This is a genomic window from Streptomyces sp. NPDC028314, from assembly GCF_055565795.1.
This window is the reverse complement of record NZ_JBVHTP010000009.1, coordinates 359,930-379,130: the sequence shown is the minus strand read 5'-3', so window position 1 is coordinate 379,130 and position 19,201 is coordinate 359,930. Positions and strand designations below refer to the sequence as shown.

Sequence of the window (19,201 nt, the reverse complement as noted above, 5' to 3'; positions counted from 1 at the left end):
ATCAATTGCTGACTCACTGTGGCCAAGGCGGTGTGGGAGGGCGGGATACGGGGAACCTTCTGCTCTCCCACCACGTTTCTGCTTCGTGCACAGTGACATCCTGGTGACAGGGTGTGGCGATCTCGGGACTGGGGCTACGATGACCGGCACAAGGACGGACGGCGCAAGGATGCCGTCCTCTGGGGCGGGGCCCGGCGTACACGCCGGTGCCAGGAGCCGGGGAGGCCCCATGCCGGGGCGAGGAGGACAGGGCATGGTGCAGAAGGCCAAGATCCTCCTGGTCGACGACAGGCCGGAGAATCTGCTGGCGCTGGAGGCCATCCTCTCCGCGCTCGATCAGACACTGGTCCGGGCGTCGTCGGGGGAGGAAGCGCTCAAGGCGCTGCTGACGGACGATTTCGCGGTCATCCTGCTGGATGTGCAGATGCCGGGAATGGACGGTTTCGAGACGGCCGCGCACATCAAGCGGCGGGAACGGACCCGGGACATCCCGATCATCTTCCTCACCGCGATCAATCACGGTCCTCACCACACCTTCCGCGGTTACGCGGCGGGGGCGGTGGACTACATCTCGAAGCCCTTCGACCCGTGGGTGCTGCGGGCCAAGGTCTCGGTGTTCGTGGAGCTCTACACGAAGAACTGCCAACTGCGCGAGCAGGCGGCGCTGCTGCGGCTCCAGCTGGAGGGCGGCGAGGCGGGCGGCGAGGGCAGCAAGGAGACGGCCGGGCTGCTGGCCGAGCTCTCCGCGCGGCTCGCGGCGGTCGAGGAGCAGGCCGAGGCGCTGACGAAGCAGCTGGGCGAGGAATCGGCCGACGCCGCCGTGGTGGCGACCGCGGCCCATCTGGAGCGGAAGCTGACCGGACTGCGGCGGGCCCTGGACGCGCTCGAACCGGGGGCCGGCGGGGGAGCGGCGACGCTGCCCCACCAGAACTGAGCGCCGCGGGGCGCTGAACCGGCGGGCCGTCGAACGGGCCCGCCGGGGCCCGTTCCCGGCCTGGCGGTGCGTCAAAGCGCTGACGGGGTCGGCGACACGAACGGGTGAAGGGGTGGGCACGCGTGTCCACCGGCGTGCGCACCGGTAACCTCGGGCCCATGGCCTCACGTACGTCCGGCAAGGGTTCCCAGAGCACCGCGGGCACTGCGAAGGGCCGCACCGGCCGGACGACGGCGCCGGCGAAGAAGACGGCTCCCGCGCGCAAGCCTCCCGCGAAGAAGCCGGCGGCGGCCAAGCGCGCCCCGGTCAAGAAGGTCGCGGCCAAGCCCGCGCCGTCCCCGACGGGCGGCGTGGTGCGGCTGGTGCGCGCCTGCTGGCTCGGTCTCGCGCACGGGGTCGGCGCGATCTTCCGCGGGGTCGGCCGGGGTGCCCGGAACCTCGACCCCGCCCACCGCAAGGACGGCGTGGCGCTGCTGCTGCTCGGACTCGGGCTGATCGTGGCCGCCGGAACCTGGTCGAACCTGAACGGTCCCGTCGGGGATCTGGTCACGATGCTGGTCACCGGTGCCTTCGGGCGACTGGATCTGCTCGTGCCGATCCTGCTGGGCGTCATGGCCGTACGGTTCATCCGGCATCCCGAACAGACCGACGCCAACGGCCGGATCGGCATCGGCCTGTCCGCCCTCGTCATCGGCGTACTGGGCCTCGTCCACATCGGCTGCGGGGCCCCCGGCCGGGACGAGGGCACGACCGCGATGCAGAACGCGGGCGGGCTCATCGGCTGGGGCGCCTCGAAGCCGCTGATCTTCACCATGGGCGCACCGCTGGCCGTCCCCATGCTGGTGCTCCTGACGGTCTTCGGGCTGCTCGTGGTCACCGCCACCCCGGTCAACGCGATCCCGCAGCGGCTGCGGCGGCTCGGGATCCGGCTCGGGATCATCCAGCCGAACGAGTACGACGAGGGCTACGGCGAGGCGGAGGGCGCCGACTGGCAGGGCCGGCAGGGCCGGCAGGACCGCGGCGACCGCCATGACGCCGAGCGCTGGCAGGCCCGCGCCGAGGACGGCGACCTCGCCGAACCGCTGGACGCCGCCGACGCGGCGGAGCAGGAGGCGCTGGCCCGCCGGCGCCGGCGGCGGACCGCCGCCCGGCCCGCCATGGACCGGGGGATGGACGCCGTCGACGTGGCCGCGGCGGCGGCCGCCGCGCTGGACGGGGTGGTCTACGGCGGAATGCCGCCCTCCCCGCTGGTCGCCGACCTCACCCAGGGGATCTCCCCGGAGCCCGAGGGCGTGGAGACCACCGCTCCCGTGCCGCCCGCGCGCGAGGAGCGGGCCCCGGTCGCGCCGGCCGAGGCCCCGGCGCCCGCGCAGGCCGAGCGGCCGCACGACACCACCGCCGCGGCCTCCGGGACGCTGTCGGTACCGGACCTGACCAAGGCGCCGCCGGAACCCCAGCCGCTGCCGCCCCGCGCCGAGCAGCTCCAGCTGCGCGGGGACATCACGTACGCCAAGCCGCGGCTGGACCTGCTGGAGCGCGGCGGGCCCGGCAAGACCCGCAGCGCCGCCAACGACGCGGTGGTCGCCTCCCTGACGAACGTCTTCACGGAGTTCAAGGTCGACGCGTCGGTCACCGGCTTCACCCGGGGCCCGACGGTGACCCGCTACGAGGTGACGCTCGGCGCGGCCGTGAAGGTCGAGCGGATCACCGCGCTGGCGAAGAACATCGCTTACGCCGTGGCCTCGCCGGACGTACGGATCATCAGTCCGATCCCCGGCAAGTCGGCGGTCGGCATCGAGATCCCGAACACCGACCGCGAGATGGTCAACCTGGGCGACGTACTGCGCCTGGCGGACGCGGCCGAGGACGACCACCCGATGCTGGTCGCGCTCGGCAAGGACGTCGAGGGCGGCTACGTCATGGCCAACCTCGCCAAGATGCCGCACGTACTGGTCGCCGGCGCCACCGGCTCCGGCAAGTCGTCCTGCATCAACTGCCTGATCACCTCGGTGATGATCCGGGCCACCCCGGACGAGGTGAAGATGGTGCTCGTCGACCCCAAGCGGGTGGAGCTGACGGCGTACGAGGGCATTCCGCACCTGATCACGCCGATCATCACCAACCCCAAGCGGGCCGCGGAGGCCCTCCAGTGGGTCGTGCGCGAGATGGACCTGCGCTACGACGACCTGGCGGCCTTCGGCTTCCGGCACATCGACGACTTCAACCAGGCGATCCGGGACGGCAAGATCAAACTGCCGCCGGGCAGCGAGCGGGAGCTCAACCCCTACCCGTACCTGCTGGTGATCGTCGACGAGCTCGCCGACCTGATGATGGTCGCCCCGCGCGACGTCGAGGACTCCATCGTCCGCATCACCCAGCTGGCCCGCGCGGCCGGCATCCACCTGGTGCTCGCCACCCAGCGGCCCTCGGTGGACGTGGTCACCGGTCTGATCAAGGCGAACGTGCCCTCGCGGCTGGCCTTCGCCACCTCCTCGCTCGCGGACAGCCGGGTCATCCTGGACCAGCCGGGCGCCGAGAAGCTGATCGGAAAGGGTGACGGGCTGTTCCTGCCCATGGGTGCGAACAAGCCGATCCGCCTCCAGGGCGCCTTCGTCACCGAGGACGAGATCGCCGGGGTGGTCCAGCACTGCAAGGACCAGATGGCCCCCGTCTTCCGCGACGACGTCACCGTCGGGCAGAAGCAGAAGAAGGAGATCGACGAGGAGATCGGCGACGACCTGGACCTGCTGTGCCAGGCGGCGGAGCTGGTGGTCTCCACCCAGTTCGGCTCCACCTCGATGCTCCAGCGCAAGCTGCGGGTCGGCTTCGCCAAGGCCGGGCGGCTCATGGACCTCATGGAATCGCGGGGGATCGTCGGCCCGAGCGAGGGTTCGAAAGCGCGCGACGTACTGGTGAAACCCGACGAGCTGGACGGAGTCCTGGCCGTCATCCGCGGGGAGGCTCACCCGTAAGGGATCGGCGGGCAACCGTTTCCCCCGGGCGTGCGTCAAGTTGAGGGAGATGGTGGCGGCACGCCCCGGCGCGCCGCCGCCGTCCGCCGCGCACCGCCATGGACTCCCCTTCGCCATTCGGATGGCGTAGGGAGCCCACCCTCCGGTTGCTCCACCCTTTCGTCACCCCCCTAGACTGGGAATCCAGCAGGTGGCTACACGCTCGAAAGGCGCCCTCGTGTCCATCGGCAACGCCAACTCCCCCGAAGAAGAGCGGCCTTCGACCGACGACCGGTCCGAGGACCGCCTCGTCGAACGCTCCGTCGAAGGTCCGTCCATCGGGACGGCCCTCAAGAAGGCCCGGATCGCCGCCGGGCTCACTGTCGACGAGGTCAGTTCCACCACCCGCGTGCGCATCCCGATCGTGCACGCGATCGAAGAAGACGATTTCACGCGGTGCGGCGGCGACGTCTACGCCCGCGGTCACATCCGTACGCTCGCCCGCGCCGTCGACCTCGACCCGGCACCCCTGGTCGACGCCTACGACGCGGCCCACGGCGGCCGGCCGGCACCCACCCCCGCCGCGCCGATGTTCGAAGCCGAGCGGATCCGCCCCGAACGGCAGCGGCCCAACTGGACCGCCGCCATGGTCGCCGCCATCGTCGCGGTGATCGCCTTCGTGGGCTTCACCGCCTTCAGCGGGGGCGACGAGAAGACCAAGAAGCCGGTGGCGGAAGGTTCCGTCTCCCCTCAGCCCGCTCCCAAGCAGGCCGGGAAGCCGGCCGCGCCGTCCCCCCAGACCCCGCAGGCCCCCAAGCCGGAGCCTTCGGACAGCGCCATCGCCGCCGCGCCCAAGGACCTCGTCACGGTGGTCCTCACGGCCGAGGAGGGCGAGAGCTGGATCTCCGCGAAGGACCACAGCGGGCGACTGCTGTTCGACGGAACCCTCGCGCAGGGTGAGTCGAAGACGTTCACGGACAAGGACTCCGTCAACCTCGTACTCGGCGACGCGGGGGCCGTCAAGCTCTTCGTGAACGGCAAGGAGATCAAGGACAACTTCCAGTCGGGTCAGGTGCAACGCCTCACATACACCAAGGACGACCCGCGCCAGGGTCAGGCCCAAGCGGGCTGACCAGCACGGAATACGAAATTCCAGATCCCCGGGACCCCGCGCGACGCCTGCCGCCGGCCCCGGGGATCTTGCTGTACCGGGACTTGGGGCGGGGGCCGACGCCGGGACGAAGTAGTCTTGAGTCCATGCCCGAACGCCGTACCGTCGCCCTTGTCACTCTTGGCTGCGCCCGTAACGAGGTGGACTCGGAGGAGCTCGCAGGCCGCTTGGCGGCGGATGGCTGGGAGCTCGTCGAGGACGCCGCCGATGCGGACGTAGCCGTCGTCAACACCTGCGGCTTCGTCGAAGCCGCCAAAAAGGACTCCGTAGACGCCCTGCTGGAAGCCAACGATCTCAAGGATCACGGCAAGACCCAGGCCGTCGTAGCCGTCGGCTGTATGGCCGAGCGCTACGGCAAGGAACTCGCCGAAGCGCTCCCCGAGGCCGACGGCGTGCTCGGATTCGACGACTACGCCGACATCTCCGACCGCCTCCAGACCATCCTCAACGGAGGCATCCACGCCTCCCACACCCCCCGCGACCGGCGCAAGCTGCTGCCGATCAGCCCGGCCGCCCGCCAGGACGCCGAGGTGGCCCTGCCCGGCCACGCCCAGGAGCCGGAGGCCGCCCCCGCGGACCTCCCGGAGGGCGTCGCGCCCGCCTCCGGGCCGCGCGCGCCCCTGCGCCGCCGCCTGGACAAGAGCCCCGTCGCCTCGGTCAAGCTCGCCTCCGGCTGCGACCGGCGCTGCTCCTTCTGCGCCATCCCGTCCTTCCGCGGCTCCTTCATCTCCCGCCGCCCCAGCGACGTGCTGGGCGAGACGCGCTGGCTCGCCGAGCAGGGCGTCAAGGAGATCATGCTGGTCTCCGAGAACAACACCTCGTACGGCAAGGACCTGGGCGACATCCGCCTGCTGGAGACCCTGCTGCCCGAGCTGGCCGAGGTGGACGGAATCGAGCGCGTCCGCGTCAGCTACCTGCAGCCCGCCGAGATGCGGCCCGGACTGATCGACGTCCTCACCTCGACCCCCAAGGTCGTCCCGTACTTCGACCTGTCCTTCCAGCACTCGGCGCCCGACGTGCTGCGCTCCATGCGCCGCTTCGGTGACACCGACCGCTTCCTGGAACTGCTGGACACCATTCGCACCAAGGCACCGCAGGCAGGTGTCCGGTCCAACTTCATCGTCGGCTTCCCCGGCGAGAGCGAGTCGGACTTCGCCGAGCTGGAGCGGTTCCTCACCCACGCCCGGCTCGACGCCATCGGCGTCTTCGGCTACTCCGACGAGGACGGCACCGAGGCCGTCACGTACGAGAACAAGCTGGACGAGGAGACCATCGCGCAGCGCCTGGCGCACATGCAGCGGCTCGCCGAGGAGCTGACCTCGCAGCGCGCGGAGGAGCGGATCGGGGAGACCCTGGAGGTGCTCGTCGAGACCGTCGTGCCGCTCGACGAGGCGGAGGAGGGCGAGGGCGCCTACGGGCGCGCCGCCCACCAGGCTCCCGAGACCGACGGCCAGGTCGTCTTCACGGACGGCGCGGGCCTGGTCCCCGGGCGTATCGTCACGGCAAAGGTGGTCGGCACCCTCGGTGTGGACCTGGTGGCCGAGCCCCTGGGCATGGATCTTGAGGAGGCGGCCGGATGACCGGAGTCCCGGCATCTGCGGCGGGCGGGACCGGCCGCCGGCCCGCACCCGGCGCGAAGCTCGGGGCTGCGGCCGTCAACCAGGCCAGCCTGTGGAACATCGCCAACATCCTGACGATGATCCGGCTCGTGCTCGTGCCGGGATTCGTCCTGCTGCTGCTCGCCGACGGGGGCTACGACCCCGCCTGGCGGGCCTGGGCGTGGGCGGCGTTCGCCGTCGCCATGATCACGGACATCTTCGACGGGCACCTCGCCCGGACGTACAACCTGGTCACGGACTTCGGGAAGATCGCCGACCCCATCGCCGACAAGGCGATCATGGGCTCGGCGCTGATCTGTCTCTCCTGGCTCGGCGAGCTGCCCTGGTGGGTCACCGGAGTGATCCTCGGGCGTGAGCTGGGGATCACGCTGCTGCGCTTCTGGGTGATCCGCTACGGCGTGATCCCCGCCAGCCGGGGCGGCAAGATGAAGACGCTCGCCCAGGGCACGGCCGTGGGCATGTACGTGCTCGCGCTGACCGGGCCGCTGGCGACCCTGCGGTTCTGGGTGATGGCGGTGGCCGTCGTGCTGACCGTCGTCACCGGTTTGGACTACATCCGGCAGGCCGTCGTGCTCCGGCGCAAGGGTCTGGCGGCGGAGCAGGCCGCGGAGCGGGCCGCGAGGTGACGGACTCTGCGGGTGATTCTCCCGTGACGGGCGGTGCGGCGGAAGCCGCCGACGCGGTCGCGGAGGTCACCGGCGTGGCCGGGGAAGTACTGCGGCTGCTTGCGGAGAGTGACCAGAGCGTCGCCGTCGCCGAGTCGCTGACCGGTGGGATGGTCGCGGCCGAGCTCACCGCGGTGCCCGGCGCCTCGAAATCCTTCCGCGGCTCGGTCACCGCGTACGCGACCGAGCTCAAGCACCGGATCCTCGGGGTGGACGCGGAGCTGCTCGCGGCCGAGGGCGCGGTGAACGCGCAGGTCGCGGAGGAGATGGCCGCCGGAGTGCGGCGGGTGATGGGCGCTTCGTGGGGGATCGCGACGACCGGAGTGGCCGGCCCCGACCCGCAGGACGGGCAGCCCGTGGGCACGGTTTTCATCGCGGTGGCGGGCCCTGGGGGCAGGAAAACGGCCCGGCTGCGGTTGAACGGCTCCCGTACGGAAATCCGTAGGGAGAGTGCACGGACAGTGCTCGAACTTCTCTCGAGCGAACTCCGCGAGAATCTGCGGGGGCAGGATACGGAACAGAACGGGGGGATTTGATGTTTGCAGCCCTGAGTGAACACGACATAGCTCCCCGCACGGCCGCGGCGCGAGGCGGTACGGTGGGGCGTGAAGGTTACGGCTACACGGTCAGAGGAGGGAGCCACCGATGATTCTGCTCCGTCGCCTGCTGGGTGACGTGCTGCGTCGGCAGCGCCAGCGCCAGGGCCGTACTCTGCGCGAAGTCTCCTCGTCCGCCCGAGTTTCGCTCGGCTATCTCTCCGAGGTGGAGCGGGGGCAGAAGGAGGCATCCTCCGAGCTGCTCTCCGCGATCTGCGACGCGCTGGACGTACGGATGTCCGAGCTGATGCGCGAAGTCAGCGACGAGCTGTCGCTGGCAGAGCTTGCGCAGTCGGCCGCGGCAAGCGAACCGGTGCCGGCACCGGTGCGCCCGATGCTCAATTCGGTCTCCGTGACCTCGGTCGCGGGAACCACCGAACGGGTGACCATCAAGGCACCCGTGGACGCGGTGAACGTCGTAGCCGCGTGAGCGCGTGAGCCTCAGCGTTTGAGTGTGGCTGGAGCCCCGGTCGGTGTGTGATGCACCGGGCGGGGCTCCTTGCTGTTCGCCGCCCGCCCGTACGAGGCTGTTCGACGCCACCCGTACGAGGCTGTTCGACGCCACCCGTACGAGGCTGTTCGACGCCACCCGTACGAGGGCTCGTGCAGGGCCGTTCTGGGTGCGCCGGGCAGGGGGTTGCGGGAGGATGGGCCCGTCCGGATCCCGGCCTCCTGGGAGGCAGCCGTGCGGCGGCTACTGATACCCCTCGCGCTGGCCGCGGGCGTGCTGTGGTGCTGGGCGGTGCTGCGCCTCGCGCTGGCGCCGGCGGACTCGGGGCCCGTGGAGGGCGCCGTCGCGGTGGGCGGCTGGGGGCTGGGGCTGCTGCCGGTGCACTGCGTACCGGGGCCGGAGCGCGGGCGCCGACGGGCGGGCGCGGGGGACGGGCCGTCCGGCAGGGCGTCGGCTGCCACGGCATCGGCTGCCAGGGCCTCGTCTACCAGGGCATCGACACTCCACCGTTCGGGCGAAGAATCTGGCCGGTCATGAAGGACGAGGCGTCGGAGGCGAGGTAGAGCACCGCCCGGGCGATGTCCTCGGGCTCGCCGACCCGGCGCAGCGGGGACATCCGGATCATCATCGCCTCGGTCTGCTCCTGGACCTCGGCGCCGTGGCGCCCGGTCATGGGCGTGCGGATCCAGCCCGGTGCCACGGCGTTGACGCGGATGCCGTGCGGGCCGGCCTCGGTCGCGAGGGTCTTGGTCAGCTGGACCACGGCTGCCTTGGCGGCGCTGTAGCAGAGCAGGCCGGGCTGGGCGGCGTCCACGGCGCCGGAGGCCATCGTGATGATCGAGCCGGGGCGGCCGGTGGCGATCATGCTCCGGGCCGCCTCCTGGCAGGTGCGCAGGACGCCCTTGAAATTGATGTCCAGGATCCGGTCGAGGTCATCGTCGGTGGTCTCCAGGACGCTGCTGGTGTGCATGACCCCGGCGATCGCGGCCGTGATGTCGAGCGGGCCCGCCGCGTCGACGGCCGCCCGGAGTGCGGCGCGGTCGGTGACGTCGAGGGGGTGGGCGGTGGCCCGTCCGCCGGCCTTGGTGATCAGTTCGGCGGTCTCCTGGAGGCCCTGGGCATCGCGGTCCGCGCAGTGCACGGCCGCGCCGGCCTCGGCGAGGAGCACGGCGGTGGCGCGGCCGATACCGCTGGCGGCGCCGGTGATCAGCGCGGTGCGGCCGGTGAGGTCGTACGGGGCTATGGGCATGCGGGGACCGTACGACCGGACCTGACGGACCGTCAACTACGGTGTCGGGCCGGATTGGCAGCGGGGGCACCAGTAGGTGGGGCGGTCGTCCTGTACGGCCTCGCGGACCGGGGTGCCGCAGCGCAGGCAGGAGCGGTGGGCGCGGCCGTAGACGAAGAGGTCCTGGCCGGGCCGGCGGCTGCCGGTGGTGTTGCGGGGGCCGTGGTGGTCGCCGATGTTCGCCCGGAGGAGGCGGTGGGCGGCGCCGGCCAGGCGGACCGTGGTGACCTCGGGGTCCGGCAGGGCGCCGACCGGGGTCCAGGGGGTGACCTGGGCCAGGAAGCAGAGCTCGCACTTGTAGATGTTGCCGATGCCGGCAAGGTTGCGCTGGTCGAGCAGGGCCTCGCCGAGCGGGCGCTCGGGGGCGGCGAGGAGGTTCGCGGCGGCCCGGGCGGGGTCCCAGTCCGGGCCGAGGAGGTCGGGGCCGAGGTGGCCGACGATCTTGTTCTCGTCGGCGGTGCGCAGGAGTTCCAGGACGGGGAGGCGGTAGCCGACGGCTGTGTCGGTGGCGTTGGAGAGGATGGCCCGGATCTCGTGGGCGGGGCCGCCGTGCCACTTCCGCCCGGCCGGGAAGACGTGCCAGGCGCCGTCCATGCGCAGGTGGCTGTGGAGGGTGAGGCCGCCGTCGCCGCTGATGCGGGTGAGCAGGTGTTTGCCGCGCGGGATCACGTTCAAGGTGGTGCGGCCGGTGAGGTCCACGGTGGCGAGGCGGGGAACGCGCAGGTCGCTGCGGGTGATCTCCCGGCCGGCCAGGGCGGCGTGCAGCCGGACCGCGGCGCGCCAGACACTGTCTCCTTCGGGCATGGCTCCATTGTCGCTCCGGGCGGGGAGGCCGGCGGGACGCCGAAGCCCCCGCGGCGGGGTGTCCGCGCGGGGGCCGGGATGGCTCGGTGCCGTACTACTTCCAGGTGAGGGCCTTGTTGCCCACCGTGCTGTACGGCTCGCCCCAGTACTCGGCGCCGACCACCTTCGTCTGGTCCGAGGGCGCCAGGGCGATCGCGCAGCTGGTCTGCGTCTGGCCGTTGGTGAAGCCCTTCGGCAGCGACTCGTCCTTGCACTTCTCGAACTTGCCGATGACGGAGACGCCCTGTGCCTCGCTGCCGTCCGGGAGGAGGCCCTTGATGTGGCCCACGGAAGAGTACGAGAGGTCCACGGTGCCGACGTTCTTGACCGAGTAGCGGACGTAGTAGGGGATCATCCCCTTCACCTTGTCGCCGAGCTTGAGCGAGTCCAGGTCGGTCGGCTGGCCCTGCTCGACCGCGGTGACGGTGAGGGCGATGGTGCCGCCCTTGGTGCTTCCGTAGCTGAACGGCACCGTCGCCGTCTCGCCGATCTTGAAGGTCTGGCCGGGCTTGGCCGCGCCCGCCGCACCTGCGGGGGCCTCGCCGCCGCCGGTGGAGGGGCTGGCCGGGGTGCTGGGCTGCGCGGAGGCGGACCCGCCCGCGCTCGGCTGGGCGGCCGGCGCGCTCGACTGGGCCGGGGCGACCTCCTCGTTGCCGTTCTTACAGCCGGTCAGCGTCAGGGTTCCGGCAACCGCCAGACCGATGACGCCCGTTGCTGCTCGTCGCATACCGTTGGTGCTCACTTTTCTGGTCCCCCATGACTGTGCGCGTTGACGTGGCATCGTCACGTTCGATGCCTGCGTGGATCTTGATAGTCCAGAAAGGAGCGGGCCTGCCAGTCGAGTGGGGGTTCGTGACATGGTCAGTACATAAGCGGAACATAAGTGCGACGGTCGAGACCGGAATGCCGGATTCAGGACCGCAGCCGCATTCCGCGCGGGGTGGCATGGAATCCGGCCGCCTCCAGAGCCGCGCCCAGGGGCGAGGTCAACGCCGGGGCGGCGTTGATGCGCTCCACCGTGAGGGCCGCAAGGGTGCCGATCCGGGACGCCGCCGCAAGGGCCGCGGTGGCCGCCGCCAGGCGCGGGTCGTCCGCCGGGGGCCACACCAGCAGGGTCTTGCCGCCGCGCTCCAGGTACAGGACCAGTTCGCCGTCGACCAGGACCACGAGGGAGCCCGCCTTGCGGCCCGGTTTGTGGGTGGCGTCCGCCGGCGGCTCCGGCCAGGGCAGGGCCGCGCCGTACGCGTTCGCCGGGTCGGCGGCCGCCAGGACCACCGCGGCCAGGGGAGGCGGGGTGCGCTCGGCCGCCCGCAGCCGGTCCACCGCGCCGTCCATCGCGAACTGGGCCGCGCCCAGCCCCTCGACCACGTAGCCCCGGCGGGCCTGGCCGCTGTCCTCGAAGGCGGAAAGGACCCGGTAGACCGCGCTGAAGCCGCCCTCCACCCCCTCCGCCGCGACGGCGCCGCGGGTCACGACCCCGTGCCGGTCCAGCAGGGTCCGGGCCAGGGCGTGGGCCCGGTGGGTGGGGTCGGGGGCGTGGGACGGCAGCAGCGACCAGCGGCCCGAGACCGTGGGCGGGCCGGTACGGGACACCGTGGCGCTGAGGGTGCCGTAGCGGCCGCGCGGGATCGTGCGTCTCGCCCGGTGGGCGGTGGCGCCGGCCGTGCGGCCCGAGCCCAGCAGGGAGCGCAGCGGCGCCAGGGTGTCGTTCGTCAGGCGGCCCGACCAGGCCAGGTCCCAGACGGCCGAGGACAGCTCCAGGTCGGCGGCCTCGGGATGGCGGGCGCGGACGGCCTCGGTGAGCTGGCGGAAGAAGAGGCCGTAGCCGCCCGAGAGGGCGTCCAGGACCGCCTGGTGGAGCGGGGTGAGCTCCAGGGGATGTGCCGGGGGCAGGAGCAGCGGAGCCGCTTCGGCGAGGTAGAGGGAGACCCAGCCGTCCTTGCCGGGCAGCGCCCCGGCGCCCGCCCAGACCACCTCGCCGGTGGTGGTCAGCTCGTCCAGCATCGCCGGGGAGTAGCCGGCGACCCGGGAGGGCAGGATCAGCCGCTCCAGCGCGGACGCGGGCACCGGGGCGCCCTGGAGCTGCTCGATCGCCCGGGCCAGGCCGTCGATCCCGCGCAGGGCCCCGCCCAGGTGCTGCCACTGCGGCAGGAAGGTGGCCAGCGAGGCCGGCGGCACCGGCTCCAGCTCCTCGCGCAGAGCCGCCAGCGAGCGCCGGCGCAGCCTGCGCAGTACGGCCGCGTCGCACCACTCCTGGCCGATGCCGGCCGGATGGAACTCGCCCTGGACCACCCGGCCCGCCGCGGCGAGCCGGTGCAGAGCGCCGTCGGTGACGGCCGCGCCCAGGCCGAAGCGGGCGGCCGCCGCGGCCGTGGTGAACGGCCCGTGGGTGCGGGCGTAGCGGGCCAGCAGATCGCCGAGGGGGTCCTTGACCGGTTCGGTGAACGCCTCCGGGACCCCGACCGGGAGCGCGGTGCCCAGCGCATCGCGCAGCCGGCCCGCGTCCTCGATCGCCGCCCAGTGCTCCACGCCGGCGATCCGGACCCGGACGGCCCGCCGGGCGGCGGAGAGTTCGCCGGCCCAGGACGCCTCGGCGCCGCGCTCGGCCAGCTCGGCGTCGGTCAGCGGGCCCAGCATGCGCAGCAGGTCGGCCACGGACTCCGCGTCCTTGGCCCGCCGGTCCTCCGTCAGCCACTGGAGCTCCCGCTCCAGTTCCTCCAGCACCTGCGCGTCGAGGAGCTCGCGCAGCTCCGCCTGGCCGAGGAGCTCGGCCAGCAGCCGGGAGTCCAGGGAGAGCGCGGCCGCTCTGCGCTCGGCGAGCGGCGAGTCGCCCTCGTACAGGAACTGGGCGACGTACCCGAAGAGGAGGGAACGGGCGAACGGAGAGGGCTCGGGGGTGGTCACCTCGACCAGGCGGACGCGGCGCGCCTCGATGTCCCCCATCAGCTCGGTCAGGCCCGGTACGTCGAAGACGTCCTGGAGGCACTCCCGTACGGCTTCCAGCACGATCGGGAACGAACCGAACTCCGAGGCCACCTGGAGGAGCTGGGACGCGCGCTGGCGCTGCTGCCACAGCGGGGTGCGCTTGCCCGGATTGCGGCGCGGCAGCAGCAGGGCCCGGGCCGCGCACTCACGGAACCGGGAGGCGAACAGGGCGGAGCCGCCCACCTGGTCGGTGACGATCTGGTTGACCTCGCCGTGCTCGAAGGCGACATCGGCCGCGCCCAGCGGGGCCTGCTCGTCATCGAACTCGAAGCTCTTGGTCTGGGCCGGGTCGTGGTCCAGCAGGTCCATGCTGAGCAGATCGGCGTCGGGCAGGCGCAGCACGATCCCGTCGTCGGCGTGCATGACCTGCGCGTCCATCCCGTACCGCTCCGCGAGGCGGGCGCCGAGGGCCAGCGCCCACGGAGCGTGCACCTGCGCGCCGAACGGGGAGTGGACCACGACCCGCCAGTCCCCGAGCTCGTCGCGGAAGCGCTCGACCACGATCGTCCGGTCGTCCGGCACGTGGCCGCAGGCCTCGCGCTGCTCGGCGAGGTAGGCCAGGACGTTCTCCGCGGCCCAGGCGTCCAGGCCGGCCGCCAGGAGGCGCAGCCGGGCGTCCTCGTCGGTGAGTCCGCCGAGCTCGCGCAGGAACGCCCCGACCGCGCGGCCCAGTTCGAGGGGGCGGCCCAGCTGGTCGCCCTTCCAGAACGGCAGCCGCCCCGGCACCCCGGGGGCGGGGGAGACCAGCACCCGGTCTCGGGTGATGTCCTCGATCCGCCAGGAGCTGGTGCCCAGGGTGAACACGTCCCCGACGCGGGACTCGTAGACCATCTCCTCGTCGAGCTCACCGACCCGGCCGCCGCCCTTCTTCGGATCCGCCCCGGCCAGGAAGACGCCGAACAGGCCCCGGTCCGGGATCGTGCCGCCCGAGGTGACCGCGAGGCGCTGGGCTCCCGGCCGGCCGGTGATCGTGCCGGCGACGCGGTCCCACACCACGCGCGGTCTCAGCTCGGCGAACGCGTCCGACGGATAGCGGCCCGCCAGCATGTCCAGCACGGCGGTGAACGCCGAGTCGGGCAGCGAGGCGAAGGGCGCGGCCCGCCGCACCAGGGCCAGCAGGTCGTCCAGCTGCCAGGTGTCCATCGCCGTCATCGCGACCAGCTGCTGGGCCAGCACGTCGAGCGGGTTCGACGGGATGCGGAGCGACTCGATCGACCCCGTGCGCATCCGCTCCGTGACCACGGCCGCCTGCACCAGGTCGCCCCGGTACTTGGGGAAGACCACTCCGGTGGAGACCGCGCCCACCTGGTGTCCCGCGCGGCCCACGCGCTGGAGCCCGGAGGCCACCGAGGGCGGGGACTCGACCTGCACCACCAGGTCCACCGCGCCCATGTCGATGCCCAGTTCCAGACTGGAGGTGGCGACCACGGCGGGCAGCCGGCCCGCCTTCAGATCCTCCTCGACCAGCGCCCGCTGCTCCTTGGACACCGAGCCGTGGTGCGCGCGGGCCAGCAGCGGCGGCGCGCCCTGGGCGGCCCCCGACTGGGCCATGATCTCGGCCGGGGACGAGCCTTCGGGCAGCTTTTCGCCCATGGCGCGCTCGTACGCGATCTCGTTGAGCCGGTTGCAGAGCCGCTCCGCGAGGCGGCGGGAGTTGGCGAACACGATCGTCGAGCGGTGCGCCTGGACCAGATCCGCGATCCGCTCCTCCACATGCGGCCAGATGGAGGGCTTGTCGCCGCCCTCCCTGCCCTCGGAGGCGGGGGACCCGCCCAGCTCGCCCATGTCCTGCACCGGGACGACCACCGACAGGTCGAACTCCTTCGCCGACTTCGGCTGGACGATCTCCACCCTGCCGCGCGGCGCGAGGTACCGGGCCACCTCGTCCACCGGACGGACCGTCGCGGACAGGCCGATCCGGCGGGCCGGGCGGGGCAGCAGCTCGTCCAGCCGCTCCAGGGAGAGCGCGAGATGGGCGCCGCGCTTGGTCCCGGCGACCGCGTGCACCTCGTCCAGGATGACCGTCTCGATCCCGGCCAGGGCGTCCCGGGCCGCCGAGGTCAGCATCAGGAACAGCGACTCGGGGGTGGTGATCAGGATGTCCGGCGGTCGCGTCACCAGGGACCGGCGCTCGGCCGGCGGGGTGTCCCCGGAGCGGATCCCGACCCGGATCTCCGGCTCGGGCAGGCCCAGCCGGACGGACTCCTGGCGGATGCCGGTCAGCGGGCTGCGGAGATTGCGCTCCACGTCGACCGCCAGGGCCTTCAGGGGCGATACGTACAGCACCCGGCAGCGCTTCTTCGGCTCGGCCGGCGGCGGGGTGGAGGCCAGCTGGTCGAGGGCGGCGAGGAAGGCGGCCAGGGTCTTGCCGGAGCCGGTGGGCGCCACGACCAGGACGTCCGAGCCCTCCCCGATCGCCCGCCAGGCACCCTCCTGCGCGGTGGTGGGGGCATCGAAGGCCCCCGTGAACCACGAGCGGGTCGCGGGGGAGAAGGAGTCGAGCGCGCTACCGGACATGCCCCCATCGTGCACCCCGGCACTGACAACGGGCCGGACCTGCGCAAACATGCCGCAGCGGCGGGGCGCAGAATGGGGGGATGGGGACGGACGAGGGCCGCCGGGAGTGGGCGCGGCACTGGCAGTACGCGGAACTGCCCGGGCTGGACCTGCTCCGCGCGCACTACGTCCGCCACACCTTCCCGCGCCACGCGCACGACGGGTACGTCATCGCGGCCGTCACCGGCGGCATCGAGGAGATCGGCCTGCCCGGCACCACCGTGCGCGCCGGGCCGGGCAGCGTGGTCCTGATCAACCCCGAGGTGCCGCACACCGCCCGCGCCGGGGTCCCCGAGGGCTGGGCGTACGCCACCCTCTACCCGTCCCGGACGCTGATCACCGAGGTCGCCGCCGAGATCGGCACCCTGCGCGGGACCCCCGGCTTCACCGCCGACATGGTCACCGACCCGCAGGCCTCCCGGGTGATCACCGAGGTGCACCGGGCCGCCGAGGCCGGGAACGCGCTGGCCGCCGACACACTGCTGCGCGGCGCGGTCGCGCGGATGCTGACCCGGCACGCGGGACCGCTGCCCGCCCGTACGGAACGCCGCGCGGGCACCGCCGACGCGGAGCGGGCCCGGGCCGTACTGGAGGAGCGGATGGCCGAGCCGCCGTCGCTGGAGCAGCTCGCGGCGGAACTGGGGACGAGCCCGTTCGCGCTGCTGCGGGCCTTCCGGGACCGGTACGGCATGCCGCCGCACACCTGGCTCACCGACGCCCGGGTCCGCCGGGCGCGCCGGCTGCTGGACGCGGGCACCCCGCCGGCGGAGGCGGCCGTCGCGGTGGGGTTCACCGACCAGCCGCACCTGAACCGGCACTTCACCCGCATCGTCGGGGTCCCGCCGGGCGCCTACCGGCGGGAGCGGACGGCCTGACGCACGGCGCGCCCGCGTCTTCTCGGCCGCCTCGCCGCCTCGCCGCCTCGCCGCCTCGCCGCCTCGCCGCCTCGCCGCCTCGCCGCCTCGCCGCCTCGCCGCCTCGGCGTCCCCGCGCCTTCCCGGCACGCCGGCCGCGCCGCCGCGCGAACGCACCAGCTGCAAGAACGTACAAGACCGGGCCGCGGCGCCCCGCGTACGTTCGGGGCGTGCGAGAAGATCAGATGGTGATACGAGAGGCCCCCGACGGGGTCGCCGACAAGCCACGGGCCGCCGTCGTCCGCGACGCCCTCGGCGTCGGGGTGGCCGTCGGACTGTCCGGGTTCGCGTTCGGTGTGACCGCGGCCGGAGCCGGGATCAGCGTGCTCCAGGCCTGTGTGCTGAGCCTGCTGGTGTTCACCGGCGCCTCGCAGTTCGCGCTGGTCGGGGCGCTCGCGGCGGGCGGGAACCCGTTCACCGCCGCGGCCGGGGCCTTCTTCCTCGGCACCCGTAACGCCTTCTACGGACTGCGGCTGTCCCAGCTGCTCGCCCTGCCCCGGGCCGTACGGCCCCTCGCCGCGCACTGGGTGATCGACGAGACCACCGCCGTGGCCCTGGCCCAGCCCGACCGGAAGTCGGCCCGGCTCGGCTTCACCGTGACCGGGCTGACCCTCTACGTGCTGTGGAACGTGACCACGCTGCTGGGCGCCCTGGGCGCCGAGGCCATCGGGGACACCAGGGCGTGGGGGCTGGACGCCGCCGGGCCCGCGGTGTTCCTGGCCCTGCTCGCGCCGATGCTCAAGAGCTCCACCGAGCGGGCCGTGGCCGTCCTCGCGCTGGTGCTCGGTCTGGGGCTGCTGCCCGTACTGCCCTCCGGGGTGCCCGTGCTGATCGCGGCGCTGGCCGCGCCGGTCGTGCTGTGGATGAAGGGACGCCGCTCGTGAACGTCTGGATCGCCATCGCCGTGACCGTCATCGGCTGCTACGCCGTCAAGCTCGCCGGACTGCTCGTGCCCGCCGGCGCCCTGGAGCGGCCCGCGGTGCGCGAGCTCGCCGCGCTGCTGCCGGTCGCGCTGCTCGCCGCGCTCACCGCGCAGCAGACCTTCAGCACGGGGCACGAGCTCGTGCTGGACGCCCGCGCCGCAGGGCTGGCCGCCGCCGGGATCGCACTGCTGCTGCGCGCCCCGTTCCTGGTGGTGGTCGCGGCCGCGGTCCTGGTCACCGCGGGGCTGCGGGCCCTGGGCGGGTAGCGGGCGCGAGCTGGCGGCCGTACGCCCGCAGGGTCAGCAGGGCCTCCAGCGTGGCGATGGGCCGGTGCTCCAGGGAGCTGCCCGGGGCCCAGGCACGCCGGCGCGCCGGCCAGCCGCCGTCCGGCTGCTGCTCGGCCGCGAGGAAGTCCAGGGCGCCGTTCATCTCCGCGTCCGTGAACCAGCCGCGCGCCAGCGATTCCGGGCGGCGCGCGAAGTCGTACGGGAACAGCTGCTCGCCCGGGGCGCAGCCGGGCGCCGGCGGGTACTCGTCCCGCTGCCGGGGATCCAGCACGGCGAAGCCCTGCTCGCGCACCAGCCGCCCCAGCCGGTCCGCGGCCGCCGCCGCGCGTGCCCGGTCGGGGACCCCGTCGAGGAAGGCCACCGCGCCCTGGATCTCGTACGGATGCGAGTGCCGCAGCGTCTCGACCCGGTCCCAGCAGAAGTCCGTGGCCCGGAACAGCCACGCGTGCCAGATCCGGTTGCGGTGGAGCAGCCCGACGACCGGCCCCGTGGTCAGCAGCTCGCCCGGCGGATCGTCCTGTACCGGGTGGTACGGGGCCGCGGGGTAGCCGCGCGGGCCGGGGAACACCACCGGAAGCGCCCCCTCCGGGGTGGAGACCCGGGTCAGGTGGCGGCAGAGCCTCTCGATGCGCTGCCCGGCGCAGCGGCCCAGGCCGTCGAGGATCCGCAGGGCGTGCGCGGTGTGCAGCGGCTGGCTCAGCGGACCGCGCAGATCGGGATCGAGCGCGTGCCCGTAGCCGCCGTCACTCCCCAGGTACGCGCCGAGCGCGGCGTCCACCGCGTCGGCGTCCCCGCCGAGGAAGTGGAACGCGAACCGGCGCTGCTCCAGCACCCGGGCGGTGAGCCAGATGAACTGCTCGGCCCGGACCAGCGGGGCCGCCGGGGCCGGTGAGGCCGACGGGACGGACGGGGCCGGTGAGGCCGCCGGGGCCAGCGAGGAAGCTTCGTCTCCGGGCATGCGGGAAACCGTAGGCCGCCCCGGGGCGGCCGCGGGGTACGAACGCGGCCGGTGCACTCT

At 73.1% G+C, this 19,201-nt stretch carries 15 protein-coding genes; 10 read left to right on the top strand and 5 right to left on the bottom strand.

Features of this window, described 5'->3' with window-relative positions:
* The first annotated feature begins 253 nt into the window (after positions 1 to 253).
* The 7 genes from ACZ4TG_RS22460 to ACZ4TG_RS22430 all read left to right on the top strand — a co-directional run bounded on the left by ACZ4TG_RS22460 (position 254) and on the right by ACZ4TG_RS22430 (position 8,366).
* Entirely contained in the window at positions 254 to 934 is a 681-nt protein-coding gene (locus ACZ4TG_RS22460; RefSeq protein ID WP_468165462.1) for a response regulator, read from the top strand.
* A 158-nt stretch (positions 935 to 1,092) separates the two neighbouring features.
* The gene (locus ACZ4TG_RS22455; protein ID WP_468165460.1) at positions 1,093 to 3,906 is read left to right on the top strand and encodes an FtsK/SpoIIIE family DNA translocase; all 2,814 of its coding nucleotides are present in this window, start codon (positions 1,093 to 1,095) and stop codon (positions 3,904 to 3,906) included.
* A gap of 217 nt (positions 3,907 to 4,123) precedes the next feature.
* Positions 4,124 to 5,017, top strand: coding sequence for a helix-turn-helix domain-containing protein (locus tag ACZ4TG_RS22450; protein ID WP_468165496.1), 894 nt, complete (start codon positions 4,124 to 4,126; stop codon positions 5,015 to 5,017).
* 125 nt (positions 5,018 to 5,142) lie between these two features.
* The gene (gene rimO / locus ACZ4TG_RS22445) at positions 5,143 to 6,636 is read left to right on the top strand and encodes a 30S ribosomal protein S12 methylthiotransferase RimO (protein ID WP_468165457.1); all 1,494 of its coding nucleotides are present in this window, start codon (positions 5,143 to 5,145) and stop codon (positions 6,634 to 6,636) included.
* Complete coding sequence (gene pgsA / locus ACZ4TG_RS22440) at positions 6,633 to 7,301, top strand: CDP-diacylglycerol--glycerol-3-phosphate 3-phosphatidyltransferase (RefSeq protein ID WP_468165455.1); 669 nt, start codon at positions 6,633 to 6,635, stop codon at positions 7,299 to 7,301. The genes rimO and pgsA overlap by 4 nt, the downstream gene beginning before the upstream one ends.
* A gap of 23 nt (positions 7,302 to 7,324) precedes the next feature.
* Positions 7,325 to 7,876, top strand: a complete 552-nt coding sequence (locus ACZ4TG_RS22435) for a CinA family protein (RefSeq protein WP_468165453.1) — start codon at positions 7,325 to 7,327, stop codon at positions 7,874 to 7,876.
* A gap of 109 nt (positions 7,877 to 7,985) precedes the next feature.
* Positions 7,986 to 8,366, top strand: coding sequence for a helix-turn-helix domain-containing protein (locus ACZ4TG_RS22430; protein ID WP_468165451.1), 381 nt, complete (start codon positions 7,986 to 7,988; stop codon positions 8,364 to 8,366).
* Positions 8,367 to 8,871: 505 nt separating this feature from the next.
* On the opposite strand, the gene ACZ4TG_RS22425 is transcribed toward ACZ4TG_RS22430, so the two are convergent.
* From ACZ4TG_RS22425 to ACZ4TG_RS22410, 4 genes are all read right to left on the bottom strand, one after another.
* Positions 8,872 to 9,636 (bottom strand): SDR family NAD(P)-dependent oxidoreductase, encoded by a 765-nt coding sequence (locus ACZ4TG_RS22425; protein ID WP_468165449.1) that lies wholly within the window; start codon positions 9,634 to 9,636, stop codon positions 8,872 to 8,874.
* Positions 9,637 to 9,672: 36 nt separating this feature from the next.
* Positions 9,673 to 10,479: an Fpg/Nei family DNA glycosylase gene (locus ACZ4TG_RS22420; protein WP_468165447.1), complete on the bottom strand. Its 807-nt coding sequence runs from the start codon at positions 10,477 to 10,479 to the stop codon at positions 9,673 to 9,675.
* A 94-nt stretch (positions 10,480 to 10,573) separates the two neighbouring features.
* Positions 10,574 to 11,245 (bottom strand): hypothetical protein, encoded by a 672-nt coding sequence (locus ACZ4TG_RS22415; protein WP_468165445.1) that lies wholly within the window; start codon positions 11,243 to 11,245, stop codon positions 10,574 to 10,576.
* Positions 11,246 to 11,430: 185 nt separating this feature from the next.
* Positions 11,431 to 16,020, bottom strand: coding sequence for an ATP-dependent helicase (locus ACZ4TG_RS22410; protein WP_468165443.1), 4,590 nt, complete (start codon positions 16,018 to 16,020; stop codon positions 11,431 to 11,433).
* Between the two features lie 80 nt (positions 16,021 to 16,100).
* On the opposite strand from ACZ4TG_RS22410, the gene ACZ4TG_RS22405 reads away from it, so the two are divergent.
* The 3 genes from ACZ4TG_RS22405 to ACZ4TG_RS22395 all read left to right on the top strand — a co-directional run bounded on the left by ACZ4TG_RS22405 (position 16,101) and on the right by ACZ4TG_RS22395 (position 18,162).
* A complete protein-coding gene (locus ACZ4TG_RS22405) occupies positions 16,101 to 16,934 on the top strand; it encodes an AraC family transcriptional regulator (RefSeq protein WP_468165441.1) in 834 nt (277 codons plus the stop codon).
* A gap of 224 nt (positions 16,935 to 17,158) precedes the next feature.
* Positions 17,159 to 17,857, top strand: coding sequence for an AzlC family ABC transporter permease (locus ACZ4TG_RS22400; protein ID WP_468165494.1), 699 nt, complete (start codon positions 17,159 to 17,161; stop codon positions 17,855 to 17,857).
* Positions 17,854 to 18,162 carry an AzlD domain-containing protein gene (locus ACZ4TG_RS22395; RefSeq protein ID WP_468165438.1) on the top strand — a complete coding sequence of 103 codons (309 nt, stop codon included), beginning with the start codon at positions 17,854 to 17,856 and terminating at the stop codon, positions 18,160 to 18,162. The genes ACZ4TG_RS22400 and ACZ4TG_RS22395 overlap by 4 nt, the downstream gene beginning before the upstream one ends.
* Here ACZ4TG_RS22395 and ACZ4TG_RS22390 read toward each other — a convergent pair.
* A complete protein-coding gene (locus tag ACZ4TG_RS22390) occupies positions 18,131 to 19,141 on the bottom strand; it encodes a hypothetical protein (RefSeq protein WP_468165436.1) in 1,011 nt (336 codons plus the stop codon). The genes ACZ4TG_RS22395 and ACZ4TG_RS22390 overlap by 32 nt on opposite strands.
* Between the last annotated feature and the right edge of the window lie 60 nt (positions 19,142 to 19,201).